This window comes from Flavobacterium ardleyense, from assembly GCF_033547075.1.
GTDB classification, from domain to species: Bacteria; Bacteroidota; Bacteroidia; order Flavobacteriales; family Flavobacteriaceae; genus Flavobacterium; species Flavobacterium ardleyense_A.
The window spans coordinates 3,078,932-3,104,341 of record NZ_CP137891.1; the positions used below are offsets into that span (position 1 = coordinate 3,078,932).

Here is a 25,410-nt window from a genome sequence, read left to right on the forward strand (position 1 = left end):
TTAAGAATGTTGGAGGTTTTAACTTCGATTTTTGGGGCACTTCGGCAACTACCGAAGTCATAAAATCATCCAACTCCTTAGAATACAAAAAAAACAAAAATGAAAACCTATCAATATAAGGCGGAGCAGTTTATCCCAATAGATTTAGAGCACGCTTGGGACTTTTTTTCGAATCCTAGAAACCTTTCAACCTTGACGCCAAAAGAAATGGATTTCACGGTTTTGACTGAGTTACCTGCAGCAATCTACGAGAATATGCTCATTGATTATACTGTAAAACCATTGTTTGGTATTCCGTTAAAATGGCAAACAGAAATTATCGAAGTAGAGCACAAAAAGCACTTCACCGATATTCAAAGCAAAGGACCTTTCAAGCTATGGAGACATAAACACGAGTTTGAAGCTGTTGAAGGTGGAGTTTTGATGAATGATACCGTTGATTACCAAATGCCTTTTGGAATTTTAGGAACCTTGGGTCACTCACTTTTGGTAAAAAAACGAATAGAAGGTATCTTTACCTATAGGAAAAAAGTATTGGACAAATTATACAAAAATAAAAAATAATGGTACTTACAAATATACTAATTACGCTAGGAGCATTCGTTGGGATGGAAGCCGTTGCTTGGCTTGCTCACAAATATCTGATGCATGGATTTCTTTGGACTTTACACGCCGATCATCATAAAAAAGAAACTACAGATTTTCTAGAACGCAATGATTCCTTCTTTTTAATCTTTGCAACGCCTGGAATTATTTGTCTTTTCATAGGAATGCAAAATGATTTTAATCCGTTATTTTTCATCGGCTTGGGAATCACGCTTTACGGAATGGCTTACTTCTTTATTCATGATATTTTTATTCACCAACGCTTTAAAGTACTTCGTAATTCAGATAATGCCTATTTCAAAGCCTTAAGACGTGCTCACAAAATGCACCACAAACATCTTGGCAAGGAGCACGGAGAATGTTTTGGCATGCTATGGGTTCCTATAAAATACTTCAAGCAAAGTATGGATAAGAAAAAATCTGCTACTACTAAAGTCAGTTCTTAATATAAAACGAAATTTTTTAATCTTTGAAAAATTTAGATATGAAAAAAACTTTACAGATTGCAAACGGTATAGCATTAGTCTTTACAATCGTGATGAGCTATGTTTCTAATACTGGCGTTTTTGATGGTAATACTATGAAAACCGTCTCGGATTCTTATTGGAATCTCTTCACTCCTGCTGGCTACGCATTTTCAATTTGGGGAGTTATTTATCTCGGATTACTCGGATTCGTTTTATACACTGGCCGTTCACTATTTACCAAGAAAGAAGAAAATGACACTATTATACTCGAAGTAGGATGGTGGTTTGTCATTTCGTGCATCGGAAATTCGCTGTGGGTTGTGGCGTGGCTTTACAACTACACTTTAGTTGCAGCAATTATAATGTTCATCGTACTAATTTCATTAATCAAAATAATTATTAATACTAGAATGGAGCTCGACTTCCAGCCTTTGCATAGATACTTGCTTATTTATTGGCCATTTGCTTTCTACAGCGGATGGATTTCGGTTGCATTTATTGCAAATATTTCGGCTTTGTTGACCAAAAATAATTGGGATGGGTTCGGAATTTCCGAGGTTACGTGGACTATTATAATGATTGCAATTGTAGGACTTCTAAATATTGCAATTGTTCTAACGCGAAATTTACGAGAATTTGCCCTTGTGGGGATTTGGGCACTTATTGCAATTGCGGTTTCCAATAGCGACAAAGGTTCAGCAGATGTGGTGATGGCTGCTTATATTATGGCTGGAATTATTTTTATAACAATTGGGTATAGTGGCTTTAAAAATAGAGAAAATACGATTTCTAAAATGTAATTCATGAAAGAATCAATAAGTATTTGCTGGTTTAGACGTGATTTGCGTATTCATGATAATCATGCTTTTTTTCAGGCATTACAAAGCGAAAACCGAGTTTTACCTTTGTTTATTTACGATTCAGATATTTTAGATAAACTTTCAAATAAAGAAGATACTCGTTTAGCATTTATTCACGAGCAACTCTCGGCGATGAATAATATTCTGAATAAAAATGGTTCGTCAATGTACACCGCGTATGGCAAACCACTCGAAGTCTTTAAGAAATTGAAAGAGAAATTCAATATTAAAGCTATTTTTTGTAACAAAGATTACGAACCGTATGCTAGTGAGCGAGATGCAGAAATTTTGGCTTTCGCCGAAAGAAACCAGGTAGAATTTATGTCTTTTAAAGATCAAGTCATCTTCGAAGAATTAGAGATTATGAAGGCTGACGGAACGCCATACACCATTTTCACACCTTATTCTAAAATGTGGAAACAAAGCTTTTTCTCTCAAGAAATTCCGAAGTTTCCTTCCGAAGATAATTTAGACAAAGCAATTCAAAACCAACAATTCCCATTTCTAAAAATTGAGGACGTTGGATTTAAGAATATTCCCAGCGGAATTGACGCACCTTCTGTTGACAAGGCAATCATAAAAGATTACCATAATACTCGAAATATTCCTTCAATCGAAGGAACAACAAGACTCAGTATTCACCTTCGTTTCGGGACTGTCAGCGTTCGCGAGTTGGCGAAAGTGACTCAAGATTTAAATGAAACTTGGCTGAATGAATTAATTTGGCGTGAGTTTTTTATGATGATTCTCTATCATTTTCCGAAAGTAGTAACCAATTCCTTTAAAGCAAAATACGACCGAATAGAATGGAGAAATAACGAGGAGGAATTTGCAGCTTGGTGTTCTGGAAATACGGGCTATCCGATGGTAGATGCCGGAATGCGTCAACTCAATGAAACCGGATGGATGCACAACCGAGTGCGAATGGTAACCGCTAGTTTTTTAATTAAACATTTGTTGGTCGATTGGCGTTGGGGGGAAGCATATTTTGCCGAAAAACTTATAGATTACGATCTTTCGGCAAATAACGGAAACTGGCAATGGGCCGCAGGATCAGGATGTGATTCAGCACCTTATTTTCGAGTTTTTAATCCAACTTTACAAACCAAGCGATTTGATCCCGAATTAAAATACATTCGAAAATGGATTCCAAATTATGATAGTCAAATTGTACCCGAAATTGTCGAGCATAAATTCGCAAGAGAACGAGTGCTTCAAACATTTAAGAAGGCATTAGCAGATGCATAATTAACAATTGCTGGAAATCTTTGTATCTTTTTACTTTCTAATCGAAAAAGATAAAAGCTATGAAAAATTCAAAAATAATACTAATCGCCGCAGCCGGAATAACTGCGGGTCTTCTATTTTCGTCCTGTAGCGTTTCAATTCCAAAGAAAGCCAATGCTGTCAAGCCTTTTAAAGAAAATAGATACTTAGGAACTTGGTACGAAATCGCGAGACTTCCGATGAAATTCGAAAAGAACCTCAACAATGTTACTGCAACTTATACTGCCTATTCTGATGGAACTTTAAAAGTTGAAAACAGGGGATATAATTACAAAAAAAATGAGTGGAGTGAGGCTATTGGAAAAGCAAAATTCATTGGACCTCGTGACGAAGCGAGACTAAAAGTCTCATTTTTTGGTCCTTTTTATGGAGGGTATAATGTAATTGCAATTAGCGATGATTATCAAGAGGCATTGGTTGCAGGCGATAATCTCAAATATCTATGGATTCTATCACGCTCTACTTCTATTTCACAATCTACAAAAGATAAATTTCTAGCTGAAGCTAAAAGAATCGGCTATGATACCGACAATTTAATTTGGGTAGAACATACAAAAGACAGATAAGTTTATATTATTATGGCAAAGAAAATATTGGTTACCGGCGGGACTGGTCTTGTAGGGAACATGCTCACAAAAAAACTTCAAGATCAAGGGTATGAAGTTAGTATAATGACTCGCAGTCCAGAGAAAGTAAAAAACTTAAAAGCTTTTTATTGGGATATCAAAAAGCAAGAAATTGACGAAAAATGTCTTGACGGAGTTGAAACTATTATCCATCTTGCCGGCGAAAATATCGCCGATGGCCGATGGACTGATGAGCGTAAAAAAGCGTTGGTTTCTAGCCGTACCGAATCAATTGGACTTATTTACGATTTGATGAAACGCAAGGAGCATCAGGTGAAAACGGTATTATCTGCTTCCGCAGTTGGTATTTATGGAGATCGTGGAGAAGAAATCTTGGACGAAACTAGTAAACCTGGAACAGGATTTCTAGCCCATTGCTGTGAAGAATGGGAAAAAGCAGTTGAACAAGGTACCGATTTAGGACTTCGCGTGGCTAAATTCAGAATTGGATTATTGCTTACGCCAAAAGGTGGAGTTTTGGATATTTTTAAATTGATGGTCAAAACCTTTACCGCAAGCAAACTCGGCTCTGGCGAACAGTGGTTTCCATGGATTCATTCTGATGATCTAATTGGAATGTTTTTATGGGCGGTAGAAAACGAAGATGCGAAAGGAGTTTACAATGCTACTGCACCAAATCCTGTCCGAAATAAAGAATTTACCAAAACACTTTCTGATGTATTGCACAGACCTTTCTGGCCGTTCGCAATTCCAAAAGCGATGTTCAAATTATTAATGGGAGAGAAAAGTGAGTTGGTTTTGATGAGCACGCATACCAAAGCGGATAAGATTATAAAAGCTGGATACACATTTAAATTTTTGTCTTTGAAAACTGCTTTGGAGGATTTGACAAGATAAAATTGGATTCTCAATCAAATAATATCTGCAAATAGAATGCAAAATTTTGTTCGACCCTGATGGGGTTGTGAAAAATCGGTCTATTGATATTAAACGAAACGTGATATTGCATTTTATCTTCAAAATTCAAGAATGATCTTAGAGCAAAAACTAAGTATTGCTAGAAAATTAAATATCTGATGACTTATTCTCCAATTTTATTTCCACAATGCTGATTTATAAAAACAATCTCTCCTTCTCTCCTCGACCTTTCATACGGCGAAGCTAGCCCCGATAGAAACGAAAATCCCTGCTTAGGGCATTTGCCTTTTGGTAGCAGCGGCGGGAAAGAGCGACCAAAGGAAGCTCCTTTGCCGCCGACTGCTACGGCAAATGCCCAAGCAGGATTGAAGAGAATAGCGGGATTTAGCTCCTGAAAAATATATTAAACAAAATCTGAAGTTGGATTTTTATCTTCAAAATTCTGAATATTCTTGGCGTTGAAGATTTTTAATTCCTTATTTCGATTGTAATTCCACGCGATTACGCCAATAGAAAGCAGCAGCGACATTGTGAGGTACCGCCAACCGAGGTCGATTTGGGTATTTATTTCGCCACTTGTAGAAATAACAAAACTTAAAATCGAGGTCAAAATATAAATCGCTCCACCTAAAAGTCCACCGGAAGCTCCAGCATTTTTAGGGAAAGCCATTAATCCTGCCGTGAAATACACATTGAAAATAAAGCCCGAACAGATGTGAATGAGGAATGCAAAACCGACTAAGGTGAAGATGTTTTGCTGAAAAAGTCCTGAGAAAATCATTATTCCAATGAAGATTAATTGGAAAACTGAGAATGCAAAAACCTTGTATTTATATTCCCAATTAATTAATTGTTTGCCCAACAATCCGCCAATCATCCAAGAAACGCCCAGCAATAGCGCGCAATATCCAATTGTTACCGCCGAATAATGCAGCGTATGTTCAATGATAAATGGGCCTGACATACTGAAAACCATCACGACTGAGTAGGCTAAACCAAGAATGAAAATTCCTAAAATGAAATTGGCATTGCTCAACATCATTTTATACACTTTTAGGACAGAACGAAGTTTAAAAGGTTGCTTTTCGGCAAGTGTTTCGCCGCTATAAATCATTTCGAGCACTAACATTAGCAATCCGTAAGCGGCAAGAAAATAGAAGTTTGACTGCCATCCGAAGTGTTTTTCAAGAAATCCTCCAAGGAAAGGAGCGATAATTGGCCCTGAAGACCAGACCACGGTAAAATAACTTAAATAATTTTTAAGCTTTTCGCCGCTGTACATATCCACAAATAGCGCACGTTTTGAAACGACAATAGTTGCCACCGAAAATCCTTGAATGATGCGCAGTCCACAAATAACGTAGATATCTCTTGAAAAGCCAATAAGCAATGAAGAGATTACCGCAATTGCCAGTGCATATAATCCAATTTTATACCTTCCGAGGCTATCAAGAATACTTCCTACAAATAATTGCCCCAAACCGTAACTCAACAGAAAGCACGAAAGAGTCAGCTGAATTTGACTTTCGGCAACTCCCAAATCGCGCGACATTGCAGGGAACGATGGCAGGTAAATATCTGTAAGCAATCCCGATAATGGAATAAGCATAAATGCGAGAAATGTCGCAATTTTGAGGCGTTTTGGATCTGCCGCTGTGAGCATAAAGTTGGTGTGTTTTTCTTATGAGCGGCAAATTTAAGCCTATTGTGGCAGACCCTACTTTATTATACAACTAATTGGAATAAATTTAGCATTTTGTCACTAGGGCACTATTTTTAATAATCGTAATTTTAACCAATGGAAACTCTCGATACAATTACTGAATTACAATCGTCCCCAGATTTAATTGCGAAATTAAAAAAACACAGTTTGCAAAAGCAGTACAATCAAGGTGAAATTATTTTGAATGAAAATTCGAATATTTATGCCATTCCGATTGTGATAAAAGGCAGTATCAAAGTTATCCGAACCGATGAGGATGGCCGAGAAATTTTACTGTATTATATCAAAGCTGGCGAAAGTTGTATTATGTCATTTCTTGGCGGAATGCATCAGGAGACGAGTAAGGTAAAGGCTGAAGTTGAAGAAGATGCGGAGATTTTGTTTCTTCCAATGGACAAAGTCGTACTCTTTATCAAAGAATATCCGCAGTGGCTGGACTATATTTTCAAATTGTACCATAAACGCTTTGAAGAATTACTTGAAATTGTAAATGCCATTGCTTTTAAGAAAGTAGATGAGCGGCTTTTAAATTTACTCGAAAAGAAAAAAGAATTATCTGGGTCCAAAATCATCAACACTACCCACGAACAACTCGCAAACGAGCTTGGTACTGCAAGAGTTGTGGTTTCACGATTATTAAAACAGTTGGAAGAAAATGGAATATTGTTGCTTTCCAGAAACAAAATAACCCTTCTGTAACAATTGTTACCAAAAAAAGCAATTCAATTTCAGATATTTGCATTATTAATTTTAGAACATCAAAAGAAACTCTAGTTTCCATTAAATATAAATCTTAAAAAAAAATACGGTATGTTTTTTAGACAAGTTTACGACAAGACACTTTCTCACGCTAGTTATGTAATAGGTTGCCAAGTTGCAGGTACAGCACTTGTAATTGACCCGCAACGTGATGTGGATGTTTATTTGCAAATTGCAACAGAAAATAATTTGAAAATTACCGCTGTTGCCGAAACTCATATTCACGCAGATTTCCTTTGTGGATCACGTGAACTTGCCGCTTTGACAGGAGCTACAATGTATCTTTCTGATGAAGGCGGACTAGACTGGCAATATAATTTTGACCACGTTGGATTGAAGCACGGATCTATCATCAAATTAGGCAATCTAACTTTTGAAGTAGTTCATACTCCTGGTCATACTCCAGAAAGTATTACGTATCTATTAAGGGATCACCCTGCAACAGATGCTATTGTTATGGCATTTACCGGAGATTTCGTTTTTGTAGGCGATGTCGGAAGACCTGACTTACTAGAAGTTGCGGCAGGAATTAAGAATACTAAAGTTTTGGGTGCGCAGCAGATGTATGATTCTATCAGCAAATTTGCAAAACTTCCAGAATACATCCAGGTTTGGCCTGCTCACGGCGCTGGATCTGCTTGCGGAAAAGCATTAGGTGCTGTTCCAAGTTCGACTGTTGGATATGAGAAAATTCGTAACTGGGCTTTCCAATACGAAGATGATAAAGAAGGATTTGTGGATACTCTTCTTGATGGTCAGCCGGAGCCACCGAAGTATTTTGCAATGATGAAACACCTTAATAAGGAAGACCGCCATTTATTAACTTCTGTGCCGAAGCATCCAATATTAACAACTTCTGAATTTGATATTGCTAGGGGAAAAAACTTGACGATTATTGACACTCGTAATAAGGTTGATTTTGCAAGATCACACTTACCTGGAGCAATAAATATTCAGAATGACAACTCTTTTGCAACTTGGGCTGGTTGGTTTCTAAATTACACTGAGCAATTTATTCTGATCGCACCAGAAAATAAAATGGAAGATTTGACTCGCAAATTAATGCGAATTGGTCTTGATAATATTTTCGGATTCATGACCGACTTGCCTGACTCTAAAGGGAATTTTGAAATCGTTGATAATGTTCCTGCCGAAGAATTAAAAGCTGCAATTGGAAATGATGCGATTCAGATTGTAGATGTTCGAAATAGTACCGAATTTAAGGATGGACATATAGAAGGTGCAGTGAATGCTTTCGTCGGAACATTGCCAGACAATTTAGAATTGGTTGATAGAGACAGAGAAGTAATTATTCACTGTCAAGCAGGAGATCGATCTTCTATTGCTTATTCTATTTTGCAAGCAAATGGATTTAAAAATATTAAGAATTACCCAGGTGGAATGAAAGAATGGAAAGAGCTTGGAAATACTGTTGTTACAGAAAACTAATAAATTAGAATTATGGGATTACTTTCAATGATATTTGGAAAAAAAGATAATTCCGAGCTTAAAGATGCTATTGCAAACAAAGCTTTTGTAGTAGATGTTCGGAGTCCGGGAGAATTTAATGGTGGATCTGTGAAAGGTGCTGTAAATATTCCTTTGGATCAGATTAATAATAATATCGCGAAATTTAAAGGCAAGAAGCAAGTAGTTGTTTTTTGCCGAAGCGGAATGCGAAGCGGTCAAGCTAAATCTATCTTGGAACGCAACGGAATAGAAAATGTGATTAATGGTGGCGGAATAAATAATATGTATACTGCATTGAGTTCGTAAAAAACTATGGACAAATCATTTTGGGAATCGCGATGGCAGGAAAAAAATACCGGTTGGGATATAGGATATGCAAATCCTGCCATTTCCAATTTTATGGAGCAGTATCCAAATAAAGGCGCTGCCATTTTAATAGCAGGTTGTGGAAATGCATACGAAGCGGAGTTTTTACTCAAGAACGGATTTACGAATATTACTCTTATCGATATTGCCGAAACTGCAGTTAAAAATCTTCAAGAGAAATTTAAAGTAGAAAAATCCATTCGTATTCTCTGCGAGGATTATTTTGAGCACAATGATACTTACGATGTTTTGATAGAGCAAACATTTTTCTGCGCAATCAATCCAATTCAAAGAGCTGATTATGCTCAGAAAGCGCATTCATTATTAAATGACAACGGCATTTTGATGGGAGTTCTCTTCAATCGAGAATTTGATAAAGCAGGCCCACCTTTTGGAGGTACAGCAGAGGAATATCTCGAATACTTCAAACCGTATTTTGACTTAAAAATATTCGAAACTTGCCACAGTAGTGTTCCACAACGTCAAGGATCGGAATTGTTTATCCACTTGATCAAAAAATAATTACAGAATTTTAAAAAAATCATATTATGAAAAAGGTACTTTTTACAAATTGGAATTTAATGAGAATTGCACGATTTGCCTTAGGCCTTTTTGTGATTCAACAAGGTTATGAAACAGATCAGCCAATTATGCTGGGTCTTGGAATTCTACTGGCCGTTTTGCCATTATTGAATTTAGGATGTAATGGAAATAATTGTGCGGTACCTCAGAAGAGAAGTTTTTTTCAGAGGAATAAGTAGGTTGACAGAGTAAAGAAAATCAAAACCTCAAAAATCGTTGTTTCTTAAAAAGGAAACTATTATATTTACTCAACATTAAGCTTTGAGATAAATGGATTATAAATTTAAAGTTGTTTTCCTTAAGCCAGTTTTAGATTTTCTGGAAAACCTGGATCCTAAATCTAGGGAAAAGGTAATTTATAATATTTGGAAATCTCGAAGCGTAAATGATAATGATATTTTCAAAAAACTCAATGACGAAATATGGGAATTCAGAACCTTATACAATAAACAGTACATAAGACTTTTTGCTTTTTGGGATAAATCAGACAAAAAAGACACCATCGTTATTTCAACTCACGGACTAATAAAGAAAACCGAAAAAATTCCAAAGGGAGAAATTGAAAAAGCGGAAATACTAAGGCAAAAATATTTTAACAGCAAAAGATAACAATATGAAAACATACAGTCTAGATGAAATAACTGATAAATTCATCGGTGAAAAAGGAACAAAAAATCGAGAAAATTTTGAAAATGAATTAAAACTTGATTTGATTGGTCAGACGATTAAACAAATTCGAAAAGAAAGAAATTTGACACAAGAGCAATTGGGAGCAATAGTTGGTGTAAAAAAAGCTCAGATTTCAAAGATTGAAAACAGTTTAAATGATGCAAGATTTGAAACTATTATCAAAGTTTTCAAAGCGCTTAACGCGAAAATTAATTTCAATGTAGAATTACTAAATTAAAATTTCTATATTATTTAAAATTCCTCATAGCTACTTAATTCTTTTCAAAAGTAAAAAATTCGCACAATTGATCAATATTATTTCAATATAAAATTCTGCGAAACAATTTATTTGAAACTGTTCATTCGTAATTGGAGCAATCTCATAGAAAGCTATTATTTACTAATAAAATCTTCCTCCCTTTACGCTGATTGCTAATCGCTGAAAGCTAATTTCTTTTACCTCCTTCCCCAACGTTTATAAATTTTGCCGAGAGGCAGACAACAACTCTCTCTACTTCCGCAATTTTCTAGCAAAAGCAAAATCACTCAAGATTAAATGATTATTTTTGCCAAATAAATAGAAGAAATATTATGCTAATCATTGGAATTGCAGGTGGAACGGGAAGTGGAAAAACAACCGTAGTACATCAGATAATGAACGAATTGCCTGAGACTGAAGTTGGAATTATATCGCAAGATTCTTATTATAAAGAGACAACTGAACTTAGCTTTGATGAACGTGCACTGATAAATTTTGACCATCCTCGTGCCATTGACTTTGAACTTTTGGTAGATCATCTTAAAGAACTAAAAGCTGGTAATGTAATTGAGCAACCAATTTATTCGTTTGTAACTCACAATCGTACCACCGATACTATCATTACGCATCCCAGAAAAGTGATGATCGTAGAGGGGATTTTGATTTTGGCTAATGCCGAATTAAGAGAAATGTGTGACATCAAAATTTTTGTTCACGCCGATCCTGACGAGAGACTTATCCGAAGATTAAAACGTGATATCGCCGAGCGAGGGCGCGATCTTGACGAGGTTTTAAACAGGTATCAAACTACTTTAAAACCAATGCACGAGCAGTTTATCGAGCCTACGAAAGCTTTTGCAGATATTATTATTCCAAACGACAAATACAATACTGTGGCAATTGATGTGGTGCGAGCGGTAATTACACAGCGATTAGTGTAAAATAAGTTGTATTTTTAATGGTACATTTACCAATTGATACTAATAAATTATTTTCAACTATAAGTATCTCCATTTTTGAGCAATGAAAAATCCCTATAAAGACAGAAACTGGTTCAAATTCATAAGCAATAAGTACATTTGGGTACTTTTGTTTTTTGTGAGTTGGATGCTTTTTTTGGACAACTATTCATATCTGGATCACAGGCTTTTGAATAAGCAAATTCAGGAGTTGGAAGATAATAAAGAGTATTATAAAGAAGAGATTAATCAGGATTTGAAAAGTATAAAATCTTTTAAGAATCCAGATCAAATCGAAAAATACGCAAGAGAAAAATATTATATGAAGCGGGAGAATGAAGACATTTACATCATCGAATTTGAAGATGAAAATGGCGAGAAAGTCGAACGTTGATTTTAAATAAAATAGCTACATCTAATGTCAGAGCCAGTATACAGCAATTTCGATCCTATAAGTTCGAAGCAGTGGAAACAACAAATACAATTTGACCTCAAAGGCGCAGATTACAATGAGACGCTTATTTGGGAAAGCCTTGAAAATATTAAGGTAAAACCATTTTACCATGGAGACGAAGACAATTCTGTACTTCAAACCAGAAAAAAATCAGACGGATTTTTAGTTTGCCAAGACATATTTGTATATGATTTGGAGAAATCAATTTTTCGCGCCAACGACAGTTTAAATCGCGGTGCCGAAAGTTTGTATTTCATTATCGAAGACAAAAATCTTGATATCAGTCGACTTATTAAGGAAGTTGCAATCGACAACACAACCATTTATTTTGAACTGCGTTTCCTTTCTGCCGAATTTACGAAAGATTTAGATTTAGCTGTGGCTAATAGAAATGCGACAGTTTTCGTATTATTAGATCCGATTCACAATTTGGCCAAAGACGGGAATTGGTTTGAAAGTACTCCAACTGATAATTTGGAATTCTTGAAATTGCAGACAGAAACTCTAAAATCTGCTTCTGCCCTTTCAGTTGATGCAAGTCTTTATCAAAATGCGGGAGCAAATATTGTTCAGCAATTGGCTTATACACTTGCGCACGCAAACGAATATTTGAATACGGTTGAATCAACTGATAAGCCGATGCTTTTGCAAATGGCAATTGGTTCGAACTACTTTTTCGAAATTGCCAAATTCCGAGCAATGCGGGTTCTTTATGAAACGCTTGCAAAAGAGTATAACAGCAATATTGAATGTCATATTTTGGCAAAGCCAAGCAAGCGCAACAAAACTATTTATGATTACAACGTAAATTTATTACGCTCTACGACCGAATGTATGAGCGCAATTTTGGGCGGAGCTGATTCAGTTTCAAATATGCCTTACGATGTGCTTTACCATAAAAGCAATGAATTTGGGGAGCGTATTTCTCGAAATCAATTGCTGATTATGAAAGAGGAAAGTTATCTAGACAAAGTTGGGAATCCTGCAGACGGAAGCTATTATATCGAATCGCTGACTAAGCAACTTGCAGAAAAGGCACTTGCATTGTTTAAAGATATCGAAGCAAACGGAGGATTTTTGAAACAATTGAAAGAAGGAACTATCCAAAGAAAAATTATGGAGAATGCTGAAAAAGAGCAGGCTTTATTTGATTCTGGAAAAGAAGTTTTGATTGGTACAAATAAGCATCCGAACAAGAATGATAGAATGTCTGGCGATATGGAATTATTTCCTTTTCAGAAATTCAAATCCAAGAAAACAATATTACAACCTATTGTAGAAAAGCGACTTTCGGAGAAATCTGAACAAGAAAGACTCGATAGCGAAAAAGAATAGGATTTCCCTATCATAAGTCTCAATACATTTATTAAAATCAAACCACATTAGAAATACAGTTTTAAATAACACATTATGGAATTAAAACAAACTATAGAAAATTTAAATTTTCCAAATAAATATCAAGATGTAATTAATAAAATCGATTTAAATAAAACAAATGATTTTGTCAAGGCGATGCTTAATACAATAGTAAAAAAATATGGCATTTCAAATGTTGGTAGCGAAATTAGATTTGATAATTCAAATTCAAAAGTAAGCACACATCTTACACATATAATTGAAGTTGGAGGATTAAAAATCATTTCAGACAACAATCTAAATATTGATGATAAAAATAATTTTCAAAACATAATTGTTGCTGTGGCGCTTGTGTTAAATTGTAGTTTAGCAATTGAGCTTAAAAATTTGAAAATATACGATGGAAGGAGCTCGAATTATTATAACAATGATGCCCTTCTTACAATTGTCCAAAGATTAGCTAATCACACAATTAGCGGAATGTCATATTCTAATGGCTTTGAACATCACGCAACTTTAATGATTATGAATAACTTAGTAAGTCAATTGACAGATTAGATTATGTTGGAATTATGAATTTAGTTGAACTTGAAGAATGTAAGGCAGGTTTTATTCTTAAAGGTATTATAAACCATAGATCCAGAGGACATTTCATAATATTTCTTGAACATTACTATTTTCCTGATTTCATTGGTGCGATGATTTCGACTAAAAATACTGGAAACCAAAATATATTGATGTCAGAGGGTCATTTTGAAGAAACCTTTGAAGATGGCACAGTTTGCAAAGTCAAGTTTAAAGATTCATATCTTGTTCCAGCAAAACTTCATAAATTTTTTGACATGGGTCCTTTTGAATTATGTGGAGTTTTAACAAACGATGGAATCAGATTTATCACCAAGAATTTAGAAAATTTCAAAGTAGAAAGTTGGGCTAATTACTTAGAAAAGGAAAAGTTTTAAGATATATTACGAAATATAATTTTACAAACTCGGAAAGGGATGGCTTCTTAATATAATTCATTAAGCGATTTAAATATTAAGAAATTATTCTTGACTAAAAGAAAGAAAAACTCGATAGCGAAAAAGAATAAGACTAAGCCGATTTCAAAGTAATAGCAAAGTCGAATGTATTTTAGTACATATTATGAAAAGAAAAAATCTTGAAAATCTTCAATTAAAAGAAACGAACTCGGTACAAGAGAAGTCGAATAAACTTTTTATGACTGCCGAGGACATCGAATTGAAGTCTCATTATACAAAGGAGGATACAGACCATTTGACTCACTTAGATTATGGAGCTGGCTTTGCGCCAAATTTGCGCGGACCCTATTCTACAATGTACGTGCGTCGTCCGTGGACAATTCGTCAATATGCAGGTTTTAGTACTGCCGAGGAAAGTAATGCTTTTTACAAACGAAATCTTGCTGCGGGACAAAAAGGTCTTTCGATAGCATTTGATCTACCTACGCATCGCGGTTACGATAGTGATCACGAGCGTGTGGTTGGAGATGTCGGAAAAGCTGGAGTTGCCATTGATTCTGTCGAAGATATGAAAGTATTATTCGATCAGATTCCACTGGACGAAATGTCGGTTTCGATGACCATGAATGGCGCGGTACTTCCTATTATGGCGTTTTATATTGTGGCTGCCGAAGAGCAAGGTGTGCCGTTAGTAAAATTGTCTGGAACGATTCAGAATGATATTTTGAAGGAGTTTATGGTTCGAAATACATACATCTATCCTCCAAAACCTTCGATGCAGATTATTGCGGATATTTTTGAATATACTTCTAATAAAATGCCGAAGTTCAACTCGATTTCTATTTCGGGTTATCACATGCAAGAAGCGGGTGCAACGGCAGATATTGAACTTGCCTATACCCTCGCCGATGGTTTGGAATATATCCGAACTGGACTTGCCACCGGAATGAAAATTGACGAATTCGCACCTAGACTTTCATTTTTCTGGGCAATTGGAATGAATCACTTTATGGAAATTGCCAAGATGCGTGCGGCTAGAATGTTATGGGCAAAAATCGTATCGCAGTTTAATCCAACCGATCAAAAATCTTTGGCTTTGCGTACGCATTGTCAGACTTCCGGATGGAGCCTTACTGAGCAAGATCCTTTTAATAATGTGGCGCGAACTACGATCGAAGCAGCTGCGGCGGCTTTTGGAGGTACTCAATCGCTACATACAAATGCACTAGACGAGGCGATTGCCTTGCCAACTGATTTCTCTGCGAGAATTGCTAGAAATACTCAGATTTTCTTGCAGGAAGAGACAAAAATCACTAAAACTGTCGATCCTTGGGGAGGCAGTTATTACGTAGAATCTTTGACGAATGAACTTGCCGAAAGTGCTTGGAAACTGATCGAAGAAGTTGAAGAGCTCGGTGGAATGACCAAAGCGATTGAAGCTGGAATTCCAAAACTTCGTATTGAAGAAGCAGCAGCAAGAAAGCAGGCTCGTATTGATAGCACTCAAGATGTGATTGTCGGGATTAATAAATACCGACTTCAGAAAGAAGATCCACTTCAGATTCTTGATGTCGATAATCAGATGGTGCGAAGACAACAACTAGAATTGTTGGCAAAAATAAAATCAGAACGCGATTCTGCCAAAGTGCAAGAAGCGTTAAACGACCTTATAGAATGTGCTAAAACTGGTAAAGGAAATTTACTAGAATTAGCCGTGATTGCAGCTAGATACAGAGCAACTTTAGGTGAAATTAGCGATGCTCTGGAAACAGTTTTCGGAAGATATAAAGCACAAATTAAATCTTTTAGCGGCGTGTATAGCAAAGAAATTAAAGACGACAAAAGCTTTGAAGAGGCAAAACAATTAGCCAATAAATTTGCCGAAATGGAAGGGCGACGACCACGAATTATGGTTGCCAAAATGGGACAAGACGGTCACGATCGAGGTGCGAAAGTCGTTTCGACTGGTTATGCCGATGTAGGATTTGACGTGGATATTGGCCCATTATTCCAAACTCCGGCGGAGGCTGCGAAGCAAGCGGTAGAAAATGACGTGCATATTTTGGGCGTATCATCTCTCGCGGCGGGGCACAAAACACTAGTTCCGCAGGTAATTGAGGAGCTTAAAAAGTACGGGCGCGAAGACATTATGGTTATTGTGGGCGGCGTGATTCCGTCTCAGGATTATCAATATTTGTTTGATGCGGGCGCGGCGGCGGTTTTTGGTCCAGGTACAAAAATTAGCGAAGCAGCGATTTTATTACTTAAAATTTTGATGGACGAAGAGGTTTAAGTACTTCTAAAATATATGTTGAAAATCCTTCTTTCCTATTGTAGAAAGAAGGATTTTTTTGTTGGATTAATTTCACAATGTCTTGTATGGCGGGGTTTTGCGCAAGGGATGGGAGTGGCATCCTTTGCTGCCTTCCGAAAATTTTATTGCTTGAAAATAATAATTTCTGGCAGCAAAGATACAGCGGACAGCCCGGCCCGAGCCACCTTTTGGCTCAATGCTAAGATGTACGTTGTGGCTCGGGATGCGCCCAAAAAATAATCATCGTTGTTATCATAATTTGAATTATTTGGAGCTTTTTCCCGCTGTCCGTTATAGCTTTGCCGCCCAAAAGAGGGCCGGCAAAGGCTGCCACTGCCATCAGGGCTAGGGCACTTTTGCTATCAAGACAATTCGTTATAAGTTTCCCAAAAAGCATCCTTATCAGAGGGAAAACCTCAGCAAATACAGAACTAATTACTATCTTTAGCAACTTCAAAAATATAAAAAACTCAAATGAAAAAGTCTCTTTGTATTCTGTCAGTCTTTATGCTTGCACCAATTGTGACCCACGCTCAGAAAAAAATTGTCTATCCAAAAACGGATACCGTTGAACAATCTGATGATTATTTTGGAACCAAAATTAGCGATCCATATCGTTGGCTTGAGGACGATACTTCGAATAAAACTGCAAGATGGGTGGTTGCTCAAAATGCGGTAACTAATGCTTATTTGGACGCAATTCCGTATCGTGATAAGCTGAAAAACAGAATTGCAGAGTTGATGAACTACCCAAAATACGGGGCGCCAAGCAAAAAAGGTGAGTTCTATACTTTCTTTAAAAATGATGGTTTGCAAAATCAAGCTGTACTGTACGTACAAAAAGGTCTTGATGGAACCGCAGAAGTTTTGCTAGATCCAAACAAATTATCCAATGATGGAACGGTGGCACTACAAGCGGTAGAAGTTTCGAAAAATCAGAAATATATGGCCTACACTGTTTCTGCTTCAGGAAGTGACTGGCAGACTGGATATGTGATGGATTTTAAAACCAAAAAACTAATTTCTGACAAATTAGAAAATCTAAAATTCTCAAGTATTTCTTGGAATGGAGATGATGGTTTTTACTATAACGGACACTCAAAACCAACGGATGAAGCAACAAAGTTTAGCGCTTCGACTGAATATCAAAAGGTTTTCTATCATAAAATAGGAACGCCGCAAACTAGCGATGTTTTAATTTATGAGGATAAAATTAATGCTCGCCGATTTGTTTCGGCAAAATTAACCAAAGACGCTCGCTATTTAATTTTGAATATTTCTGAAGGTACAGACGGAAATGAATTGAAGGTTAAAAATTTGAAAAATCCAAAGGGTGAATTTCAGACTCTGATCAAAGGTTTTAATACAAATGCATCGATAATTGAGACTTCTGACGACAAATTATTGCTGCTTACCAATCAAGATGCGCCAAACTATAAATTGGTTTTGATTGATCCAAAGATGCCCGCAAAAGAAAATTGGAAAACGATAATTCCGGAAGAAAAGGAAAAATTACAAAACGTAACGACAGCTGGAGGAAAATTATTTGCCTCTTACCTAAAGGACGCTTCAACTCAAATGAAGCAATTTGATTACGCTGGAAAATTTGAATACGATGTGAAATTCCCAGTAGTAGGAACAGCTTCAGGATTTTCGGCAGATAAAAAAGAAACTACTTTGTTGTATTCTTTTACTTCGTTTATCTACCCCACAACGATTTTCAAGTACGATATCGCAAAAGGAACATCGGAAATTTACAGAAAATCCGAAGCGAAGTTTAATTCAGAAAACTTTATCACTAAACAAATTTTTTACACAAGTACAGATGGAACAAAAGTCCCGATGTTTATCACTCATAAAAAGGGTGTGAAGCTTGACGGAACGAATCCGACTTTGCTTTATGCTTATGGAGGATTTAATATCAGCCTTACTCCTTCTTTCTCTGAATCGAATATTGCATTTATCGAAAATGGTGGAATCTACTGCGTTGCTTCCCTTCGTGGTGGCGGCGAATATGGCGAAGAATGGCATAAAGGTGGAATGTTAGACAAAAAACAAAATGTTTTTGACGACTTTATCACCGCTGCAGAATATTTAATTTCAGAGAAATATACTTCAAGCGAACGTCTTGCAATTCGTGGTGGAAGTAACGGCGGACTACTTGTAGGAGCGGTTATGACTCAAAGACCAGAACTTTTTAAAGTTGCAATTCCTCAAGTTGGAGTGTTGGATATGCTGCGTTTCCACAAATTTACTGTTGGTTGGGGTTGGGTTGTAGAATATGGAAGTAGTGAGAATGAAAAAGATTTTAATAATTTGATCAAATATTCACCGTTACACAATCTGAAAGCAAATGTTTGCTATCCTGCAACGTTGATAACTACGGCCGATCACGATGATAGAGTTGTGCCTGCGCACTCTTTTAAATTTGCTGCCGAACTACAAAAGGTGCAATCTTGCAACAACCCAGCGCTTATCAGAATTGATACAAATGCGGGACACGGTGCAGGAAAACCAACTTCTAAAGTAATTGCCGAAGCTGCTGATATCTGGAGTTTTATATTTTATAATATGGGAGTAAAAATCTAAGAAGATTTTATAAATTTTTAAAAAGCCGGAAGCCATGTTAAAGACATTACTTCCGGCTTTTTTTATTATTATTTTCCAATTTAATCTTTCATTATAAAAAAAAATGTCATCATATAGATGTCAGATGCAACTAATGCATATATTTATCATAACAAACAAACTTGAATAGGAATATTTAAGTAAATAATTTCATGAATCTCACATTATAAAAATACATTAATTATGAAAAAAGTAATTTGGCTTTTAGCCCTAATCGTTTCTGTTACAGCTTGCTCTAAGGACGAAATAAATCCCACACCTGGCGACTCATCTGTCGATTATTACCCGCTAAAAACAGGAAATACTTGGAAATATTCGGCAGTAAATGATCAAGCAACAACTCAAGATGTTCTTTCTGTGAGCGGACAAACAACTATTGCTGGAAAAAATTATTTTACAATGCAGGCAGAAAATATTCCTACAGGTTTTTATACGTCATCAGTAAATGGACAATCTTTGAGAAGTGAAAATAATACCATATATATGACGGGCACTTTAGATTTTAATTTAGGAGAATTTCTTCCAATAAATCTTAATTTAAACGATTTTATTCTTGTAAAGAGTGGCGCGGCAAATTCTCAATTGCTTTCGACGGTTTCAGGAAGTATGAGCCAAACTTTCGAAAACATTCCACTTAGTGCAAATTATACGCTCTCTACAATAAATCAAAATTCATTGCCGTCATATACGTCGCAGGGCGTTGTATATAATGATGTAAAAGTAGTGAAGTTTGCATTGAATATGAAAGTTACTGCAACGGTAAATTTGGGAGGCTTTCCTCTAAATTTTACCATCCTTGAAAGTCAGGATGTAATTTCCTCTATTCAATACTATGCTAGAAACGTTGGAATGGTTCATGCAGAAACCATATTAAGTTATAATTTGCAAGATTTATCAAATTTTCCCATAGAATTGCCAATACCTCAATCCGAGACAATGCTTTCTAATGAATTCTTGATTGACTTTTCGGAGTAATTACGTTTTAAATTTATGTTTTCCGTTGTTAATATTTGCACAATTTTGAATTTCTCAACATTGCAAAGTGTTAAATTTGCGCCACTAACTAAATTAAATCAATTATGAAAAAATTAATTCTGTCAGCTTGTATGATTGTTGCTGTTGCCTTTTCGGCAAATGCACAAGAAATAAGTCAAAATGCATTGGGTCTTCGTATTGGAGACAACGATGGTTTTGGTGGAGAACTTTCTTACCAAAGAGCGTTGGGTTCAAACAACCGTTTAGAGCTTGACTTAGGATGGAGAAATAGCGAGCACTATGACGCCTTAAAGATTACTGGTCTTTACCAATGGGTTTGGAATATTGACGGAGGTTTTAACTGGTATGCTGGATTAGGTGCTGGATTAGGAACCTTTGATGGTGACAAAAAATATTTCTACGACGAGAAATACGATAAGAACAGTGGAACTTTTGCATTACTTGCTGGGGATATTGGTATCGAATATTTATTTGACTTTCCATTGCAAATTTCTCTTGATTTACGTCCAGAGCTTTACTTTGGTGGAAAATACAGAACAGATAATTTTGCGCCAGATATAGCTTTAGGTCTACGTTACAGATTCTAAAATATAAAATGAAAATGCTAAAAATCCCGATTCGTCGGGATTTTTTGTTTTGGTTACTTTCGTAATATAATGGTCTTTTTTTAATAATAAAAATGAAGCACTGTACGCATTAATGCTCTTTTTGGCTTACTTTTGAGGGTTCATTCTGCTCTCAATCTACTTCAAACTTTTGAAGGGAGTATTAACAGAATTTATTTATGGAAAAATATTTCGCGCATTTTATACACGAGTTCAAAACTCCACTAGATAATCCAGTACTAATTTTTTCGCTTATCCTGTTTATAATTTTGCTATCGCCAATATTATTGCGCAAAATTAAAATTCCTGGAATTATTGGACTTATTGTTTCAGGCGTCGTAATCGGGCCTTTTGGTCTAAATATCCTAGAACAAAATTCTGCAATTGATCTTTTTTCAACTATTGGTCTTTTGTATATTATGTTTATCGCAGGTCTAGAACTTGATCTACAAGAGTTTAAAGCTCATAGAAATAAAAGTTTAATTTTCGGATTTCTTACCTTTATTATTCCACTTTCAATCGGATTTCCAGTGTGCTATTATCTGTTAGAATATAATGCTATGGCTAGTATTTTGACTGCGTCAATGTTTGCAACTCATACGCTCGTGGCCTACCCAATCGTGAGCAGTTTGGGAATTTCGAAAAATCCAGCAGTAGCTGTTACAGTCGGCGGAACAATTTTAACCGACACTGCAGTTCTGATTATTTTGGCTGTAGTTATGGGAAGTTCGCAGGGAAGTTTGGACCAAGAATTCTGGATCAGATTGGTACTTTCTCTAATTGCTTTTACTGCAATAATGTTTTTGATAATTCCGAGGATTGCAAAATGGTTTTTCGAAAAACTAGAAAGCGAGAAGCACGCCCATTATATTTTTGTGCTTTCGGTAGTGTTTTTTGCCGCGTTTTTGGCAGAGGCTGCCGGTGTTGAACCTATTATAGGTGCCTTCTTCGCCGGACTTGCGCTCAATCCATTAATACCAAATTCGTCAGCCTTAATGAACCGAATTGAATTTTTAGGTAACTCTCTGTTTATTCCGTTTTTTCTTATTTCGGTGGGAATGCTGGTCAATACGCGAGTAATTTTCTCCGGACCGTCAGCTTTGATTATTGCCGGAACGTTAACCATTGTCGCAATTAGTGCCAAATGGTTTGCAGCCTACTTTACCCAGCTTATTTTTAAATTTTCAGGGCCTCAGCGCCAACTTATTTTTGGATTAAGTAGTGCGCACGCTGCGGCAACCTTAGCAGTTATTCTCGTTGGTTACAAAGCTCAAATATTAGATGAAAATATTCTCAACGGAACAATTATCTTGATTCTAGTTACTTGTATTGTCGCCTCATTTGCAACTGAAAAAGCCGCTAGAAAAATTATTATTAGTGATGAAATGGAAGATGAAGATATTGATCAGATATCTACAAGCGCCAATGAACACATCCTAATACCATTTGTGGACATTGAAAACGTGCACAAACTTTTAGAATTTGCGACGATGATCAAAGAAAAGAAATCTCCAAAACCTATCACAATGCTATCGATCGTCCCCAATAACGAAGAGGCAGAGATCAATATTGCAAAATCACGCAAAAAATTGGACGAGTATGTACTTCAAGCCGCTGCATCGGAGATAAAGGTCAATACAATGGTAACGATTGACCACAATCCGGCCAGTGGAATTGTGCGAACTGCCAAAGAGCTTACCGCAGACATTATTATTATTGGCTGGCCTACAAAAGTTGGTTTTATCGAGAAGATTTTTGGTGACAAGGCTACTTCAATAATTAATAACACTCACAAAATGTTATTTATATCGAGATTTCAAAAACCAGTAGCATTTAATAACAAATTAATCATGATTTCTCCTGCATTTACTGAGCGGGAGGTTGGTTTTGAACAACTAATTCAAAAAATCGCGCGAATAGCTCAAGAGTTCAATATGCCAATTATTAGCTATAGTGATGAGCGGACTAATGATGCTCTCAATAAACTTCTTATTGACAAAAAAATTAGTATTAGACCAATCTTTAAACGATTTGAAGATTGGGAAAAATTTTCTAAGTTAAGTGAGGAAATAACCGAAAAGGATTTGATTATCTTCAACTCAGCCCGACAGGGATCTATTTCGTACGAAACTATTTTAGACCGGATTCCCTACAAATTAGAAAAATATTTTAAAAATAATAACCTATTAATTACCTACGCACAGCAGAGCAAAACTTTAGAAAAATACAAGGAATTGCCACCAGAGCCACTTACGATTGGCCTTGAGGCAATTGAACAGATGGGTAAAGGAATCGGAAGTATTTTTAGAAAGAAATAACTTAGATTTAGGTTAGGATATTGCTATCTAATTGTAAATTACCTCTTTGAAAAAAATTACTGAGAATTTATCAAAATGGACAATCTTCTAGATCAAATAAAAAACTGTCAAACTTGCAAAGCGCACCTTATCCATGGGGTAAATCCAGTCGTAACTGCTAGCACCAATAGTAAAATTTTAATCGTAGGTCAAGCTCCAGGACGAGTTGTCCACGAAACTTCAATTCCGTGGAATGATCGCAGCGGTGACACGTTGCGTACTTGGCTCGATGTGGATAGAGATACCTTTTACAACACCGATCTTTTTGCAATTATGCCAATGGGCTTTTGTTTTCCAGGATCTGCAAAAACCGGCGATCTTCCGCCACGCAAAGAATGTGCACCATTATGGCATCAACAATTACTTGACAAAATGCCGAATCTTAAACTCACAATTCTAATCGGTCTCTACGCCCAAAAATATTATCTAGCAAAAAACTCCCAGAAAAATCTAACCGAAAACGTTAATCACTTCGAAGATTACTTGCCTGAATATTTCCCATTACCCCATCCTTCTGGACGCAATAATATTTGGCTCGCCAAGCATTCTTGGTTTCCTCAAGTTGTACTACCCGAACTCAAAAAAGTAGTTCACGCTATCATTAAACCACAGTAAAATCTACAAAAGTTATAAAATATTTAATAATCGGATATAATTGTCCGAAATAATATTTTTTTTTATCTTTGTAGAAATCACTTCCACAATGATATTTTCCAAAGCTTGCGAATATGGAATTCGCGCAACAATTTTTATTGCAACACAATCTGAAAATAGCAAGAAACTTTCTTTAAATGATGTTGCCTCAAATATAAATTCGCCCGCAGCTTTCACCGCCAAAATCTTACAACAATTAGTAAAAACTGGCATTGTCAATTCGGCCAAAGGTCCTAACGGTGGGTTTTGGATTTCGAACGAAGCTTCACTCGAAATGAATATGCTCCAAGTGGTAAAGTCAATTGATGGAATTGAGGTTTTTAGCCGATGTGCACTAGGTTTTCAGCAATGCGATTCTACTCATCCGTGCCCTATGCATTTTCAAATCACCGATATTCGCGACGCATTATATAAAATGCTAAACGAAACGAAGCTGAATGAACTTTCAAAATCCATACAAAATGGAGAAACATTTATTAGAGGTATTTCAATGATAGATTAAATTCATGACACTACTTTTCTAGTTTCACAAACTTTGAATTATAAATTATGAACAACGACATTCTTTCCTTAGCAGATATAAAAATACTTGTAGATGAGTTTTATGCTCGCATCAGACAAGACGAAAATCTTGCCGATATATTTAACAATGCCATACAAGATCGCTGGCCCGAGCACCTCGAACGGATGTACACTTTCTGGCAAACCGTACTTCTTGACGAACATACCTACAATGGAGCACCGTTTATGAAGCACCGAAATTTGCCCGTTTCTGCCGAACATTTTAACCGATGGTTACAGCTATTTTTCGCAACTGTCGATGATCTATACACCGGACAGATTGCTAACGAAGCTAAAATGAGAGGACAGAAAATGGCCGAAATGTTTCATTATAAAATAGAGTATGCTCGAGAGCAGAATCAGAAACCTCTCATTTAATTATTTAGTAACCCCTAAAACTTATCGATTTGTCAACTCCCATAAAAAGAAATAAATTACTTCAACCAATCAGCAGAGAGCATCATCACGGTTTGTTATTGTCTTGGAAAATTCGACAAGGAATTTCTAAAAAAATTGATCCAATGCGTATGAAAAAGTATGTAGATTGGTTTTTCGAAAATCACCTTATTCCACATTTTGCCTTCGAAGAAAAGTATATTTTTACAATTTTAGATCCTAAGCACGAACTTATCGTTAAAGCACTCAGCGATCATAGACGCCTGCAAAGGCTGGCAAATGACGAGAAAAATGTGGGAAATTCGCTGAGTTTATTTGAGGAAGAATTGGAGCAGCATATCCGTTTTGAAGAACGGATCTTATTTAAGGAAGTACAGGAGCATGCCACTGCCGAAGATTGGGAAAAACTTGAAAATCAACATCACGATGAGACTTTCGTAGACAACACTTCGGATGAATTTTGGAAATAAATGTTTTTGGCTTTCGCCGAAAGAACCTGGCGCACAAAATTATTTATTAGTTTAGAAGTACACCTTTTTAAGATATCTAGCAAAGAATTTGTCCACTTTTGAAGTAATTAAAATATATTAAAGT

Annotated in this window: 28 protein-coding genes; 27 read left to right on the top strand and 1 reads right to left on the bottom strand. The window is 36.2% G+C overall.

Going from position 1 to position 25,410, the window contains the following annotated elements:
- The first annotated feature begins 99 nt into the window (after positions 1–99).
- The 6 genes from SBO79_RS13435 to SBO79_RS13460 are packed head-to-tail and all read left to right on the top strand — an operon-like array spanning position 100 to position 4,704.
- Complete coding sequence (locus SBO79_RS13435; RefSeq protein WP_318640908.1) at positions 100–564, top strand: SRPBCC family protein; 465 nt, start codon at positions 100–102, stop codon at positions 562–564.
- Positions 564–1,052 carry a sterol desaturase family protein gene (locus SBO79_RS13440; RefSeq protein WP_318640909.1) on the top strand — a complete coding sequence of 163 codons (489 nt, stop codon included), beginning with the start codon at positions 564–566 and terminating at the stop codon, positions 1,050–1,052. The genes SBO79_RS13435 and SBO79_RS13440 overlap by 1 nt, the downstream gene beginning before the upstream one ends.
- 38 nt (positions 1,053–1,090) lie before the next feature.
- A complete protein-coding gene (locus SBO79_RS13445; RefSeq protein WP_318640910.1) occupies positions 1,091–1,873 on the top strand; it encodes a TspO-related membrane protein in 783 nt (260 codons plus the stop codon).
- Between the two features lie 3 nt (positions 1,874–1,876).
- Positions 1,877–3,181, top strand: a complete 1,305-nt coding sequence (locus SBO79_RS13450) for a cryptochrome/photolyase family protein (RefSeq protein WP_318640911.1) — start codon at positions 1,877–1,879, stop codon at positions 3,179–3,181.
- A 59-nt stretch (positions 3,182–3,240) separates the two neighbouring features.
- Positions 3,241–3,786, top strand: a complete 546-nt coding sequence (locus SBO79_RS13455) for a lipocalin family protein (RefSeq protein WP_318640912.1) — start codon at positions 3,241–3,243, stop codon at positions 3,784–3,786.
- 12 nt (positions 3,787–3,798) lie between these two features.
- Complete coding sequence (locus tag SBO79_RS13460; RefSeq protein WP_318640913.1) at positions 3,799–4,704, top strand: TIGR01777 family oxidoreductase; 906 nt, start codon at positions 3,799–3,801, stop codon at positions 4,702–4,704.
- A 424-nt stretch (positions 4,705–5,128) separates the two neighbouring features.
- Here the strand turns inward: SBO79_RS13460 and SBO79_RS13465 are convergent, their stop codons facing one another.
- Positions 5,129–6,388 (bottom strand): MFS transporter, encoded by a 1,260-nt coding sequence (locus SBO79_RS13465; protein WP_318640914.1) that lies wholly within the window; start codon positions 6,386–6,388, stop codon positions 5,129–5,131.
- 135 nt (positions 6,389–6,523) lie between these two features.
- Here SBO79_RS13465 and SBO79_RS13470 point away from each other — a divergent pair, with 135 nt between their 5' ends.
- The 21 genes from SBO79_RS13470 to SBO79_RS13570 all read left to right on the top strand — a co-directional run bounded on the left by SBO79_RS13470 (position 6,524) and on the right by SBO79_RS13570 (position 25,286).
- Positions 6,524–7,147, top strand: coding sequence for a Crp/Fnr family transcriptional regulator (locus SBO79_RS13470; RefSeq protein ID WP_318640915.1), 624 nt, complete (start codon positions 6,524–6,526; stop codon positions 7,145–7,147).
- A gap of 111 nt (positions 7,148–7,258) precedes the next feature.
- Positions 7,259–8,656 carry an MBL fold metallo-hydrolase gene (locus SBO79_RS13475; protein ID WP_318640916.1) on the top strand — a complete coding sequence of 466 codons (1,398 nt, stop codon included), beginning with the start codon at positions 7,259–7,261 and terminating at the stop codon, positions 8,654–8,656.
- A gap of 12 nt (positions 8,657–8,668) precedes the next feature.
- The gene (locus tag SBO79_RS13480) at positions 8,669–8,983 is read left to right on the top strand and encodes a rhodanese-like domain-containing protein (protein ID WP_318640917.1); all 315 of its coding nucleotides are present in this window, start codon (positions 8,669–8,671) and stop codon (positions 8,981–8,983) included.
- Positions 8,984–8,989: 6 nt separating this feature from the next.
- On the top strand, positions 8,990–9,565 hold the full coding sequence (locus SBO79_RS13485) for a methyltransferase (protein ID WP_318640918.1): 576 nt from the start codon (positions 8,990–8,992) through the stop codon (positions 9,563–9,565).
- A gap of 26 nt (positions 9,566–9,591) precedes the next feature.
- A complete protein-coding gene (locus SBO79_RS13490; RefSeq protein ID WP_318640919.1) occupies positions 9,592–9,804 on the top strand; it encodes a hypothetical protein in 213 nt (70 codons plus the stop codon).
- Positions 9,805–9,895: 91 nt separating this feature from the next.
- On the top strand, positions 9,896–10,234 hold the full coding sequence (locus SBO79_RS13495) for a type II toxin-antitoxin system RelE/ParE family toxin (protein ID WP_318640920.1): 339 nt from the start codon (positions 9,896–9,898) through the stop codon (positions 10,232–10,234).
- A 4-nt stretch (positions 10,235–10,238) separates the two neighbouring features.
- The gene (locus tag SBO79_RS13500; RefSeq protein ID WP_318640921.1) at positions 10,239–10,532 is read left to right on the top strand and encodes a helix-turn-helix domain-containing protein; all 294 of its coding nucleotides are present in this window, start codon (positions 10,239–10,241) and stop codon (positions 10,530–10,532) included.
- A gap of 353 nt (positions 10,533–10,885) precedes the next feature.
- Positions 10,886–11,494 (top strand): uridine kinase, encoded by a 609-nt coding sequence (gene udk / locus SBO79_RS13505; RefSeq protein WP_318640922.1) that lies wholly within the window; start codon positions 10,886–10,888, stop codon positions 11,492–11,494.
- A gap of 82 nt (positions 11,495–11,576) precedes the next feature.
- Positions 11,577–11,906: an FtsB family cell division protein gene (locus tag SBO79_RS13510; protein WP_318640923.1), complete on the top strand. Its 330-nt coding sequence runs from the start codon at positions 11,577–11,579 to the stop codon at positions 11,904–11,906.
- Positions 11,907–11,930: 24 nt separating this feature from the next.
- A complete protein-coding gene (locus SBO79_RS13515; RefSeq protein WP_318640924.1) occupies positions 11,931–13,301 on the top strand; it encodes a methylmalonyl-CoA mutase subunit beta in 1,371 nt (456 codons plus the stop codon).
- 75 nt (positions 13,302–13,376) lie between these two features.
- Positions 13,377–13,880, top strand: a complete 504-nt coding sequence (locus tag SBO79_RS13520) for a hypothetical protein (protein ID WP_318640925.1) — start codon at positions 13,377–13,379, stop codon at positions 13,878–13,880.
- Positions 13,881–13,894: 14 nt separating this feature from the next.
- Entirely contained in the window at positions 13,895–14,284 is a 390-nt protein-coding gene (locus SBO79_RS13525) for a hypothetical protein (protein ID WP_318640926.1), read from the top strand.
- Positions 14,285–14,468: 184 nt separating this feature from the next.
- Positions 14,469–16,598 (top strand): methylmalonyl-CoA mutase, encoded by a 2,130-nt coding sequence (gene scpA / locus SBO79_RS13530; protein WP_318640927.1) that lies wholly within the window; start codon positions 14,469–14,471, stop codon positions 16,596–16,598.
- A 495-nt stretch (positions 16,599–17,093) separates the two neighbouring features.
- Entirely contained in the window at positions 17,094–19,208 is a 2,115-nt protein-coding gene (locus tag SBO79_RS13535) for a prolyl oligopeptidase family serine peptidase (protein ID WP_318640928.1), read from the top strand.
- 222 nt (positions 19,209–19,430) lie between these two features.
- Positions 19,431–20,222 carry a hypothetical protein gene (locus tag SBO79_RS13540; protein ID WP_318640929.1) on the top strand — a complete coding sequence of 264 codons (792 nt, stop codon included), beginning with the start codon at positions 19,431–19,433 and terminating at the stop codon, positions 20,220–20,222.
- A 104-nt stretch (positions 20,223–20,326) separates the two neighbouring features.
- Positions 20,327–20,830 (top strand): hypothetical protein, encoded by a 504-nt coding sequence (locus tag SBO79_RS13545; RefSeq protein WP_318640930.1) that lies wholly within the window; start codon positions 20,327–20,329, stop codon positions 20,828–20,830.
- A gap of 197 nt (positions 20,831–21,027) precedes the next feature.
- Positions 21,028–23,166: a cation:proton antiporter domain-containing protein gene (locus SBO79_RS13550; protein ID WP_318640931.1), complete on the top strand. Its 2,139-nt coding sequence runs from the start codon at positions 21,028–21,030 to the stop codon at positions 23,164–23,166.
- A gap of 75 nt (positions 23,167–23,241) precedes the next feature.
- The gene (locus tag SBO79_RS13555) at positions 23,242–23,820 is read left to right on the top strand and encodes a uracil-DNA glycosylase family protein (RefSeq protein ID WP_318640932.1); all 579 of its coding nucleotides are present in this window, start codon (positions 23,242–23,244) and stop codon (positions 23,818–23,820) included.
- Between the two features lie 88 nt (positions 23,821–23,908).
- Entirely contained in the window at positions 23,909–24,361 is a 453-nt protein-coding gene (locus SBO79_RS13560) for an RrF2 family transcriptional regulator (protein ID WP_318640933.1), read from the top strand.
- Positions 24,362–24,408: 47 nt separating this feature from the next.
- Positions 24,409–24,798 carry a group III truncated hemoglobin gene (locus tag SBO79_RS13565; protein WP_318640934.1) on the top strand — a complete coding sequence of 130 codons (390 nt, stop codon included), beginning with the start codon at positions 24,409–24,411 and terminating at the stop codon, positions 24,796–24,798.
- Between the two features lie 29 nt (positions 24,799–24,827).
- Positions 24,828–25,286, top strand: coding sequence for a hemerythrin domain-containing protein (locus SBO79_RS13570; protein WP_318640935.1), 459 nt, complete (start codon positions 24,828–24,830; stop codon positions 25,284–25,286).
- Positions 25,287–25,410 lie beyond the last annotated feature (124 nt).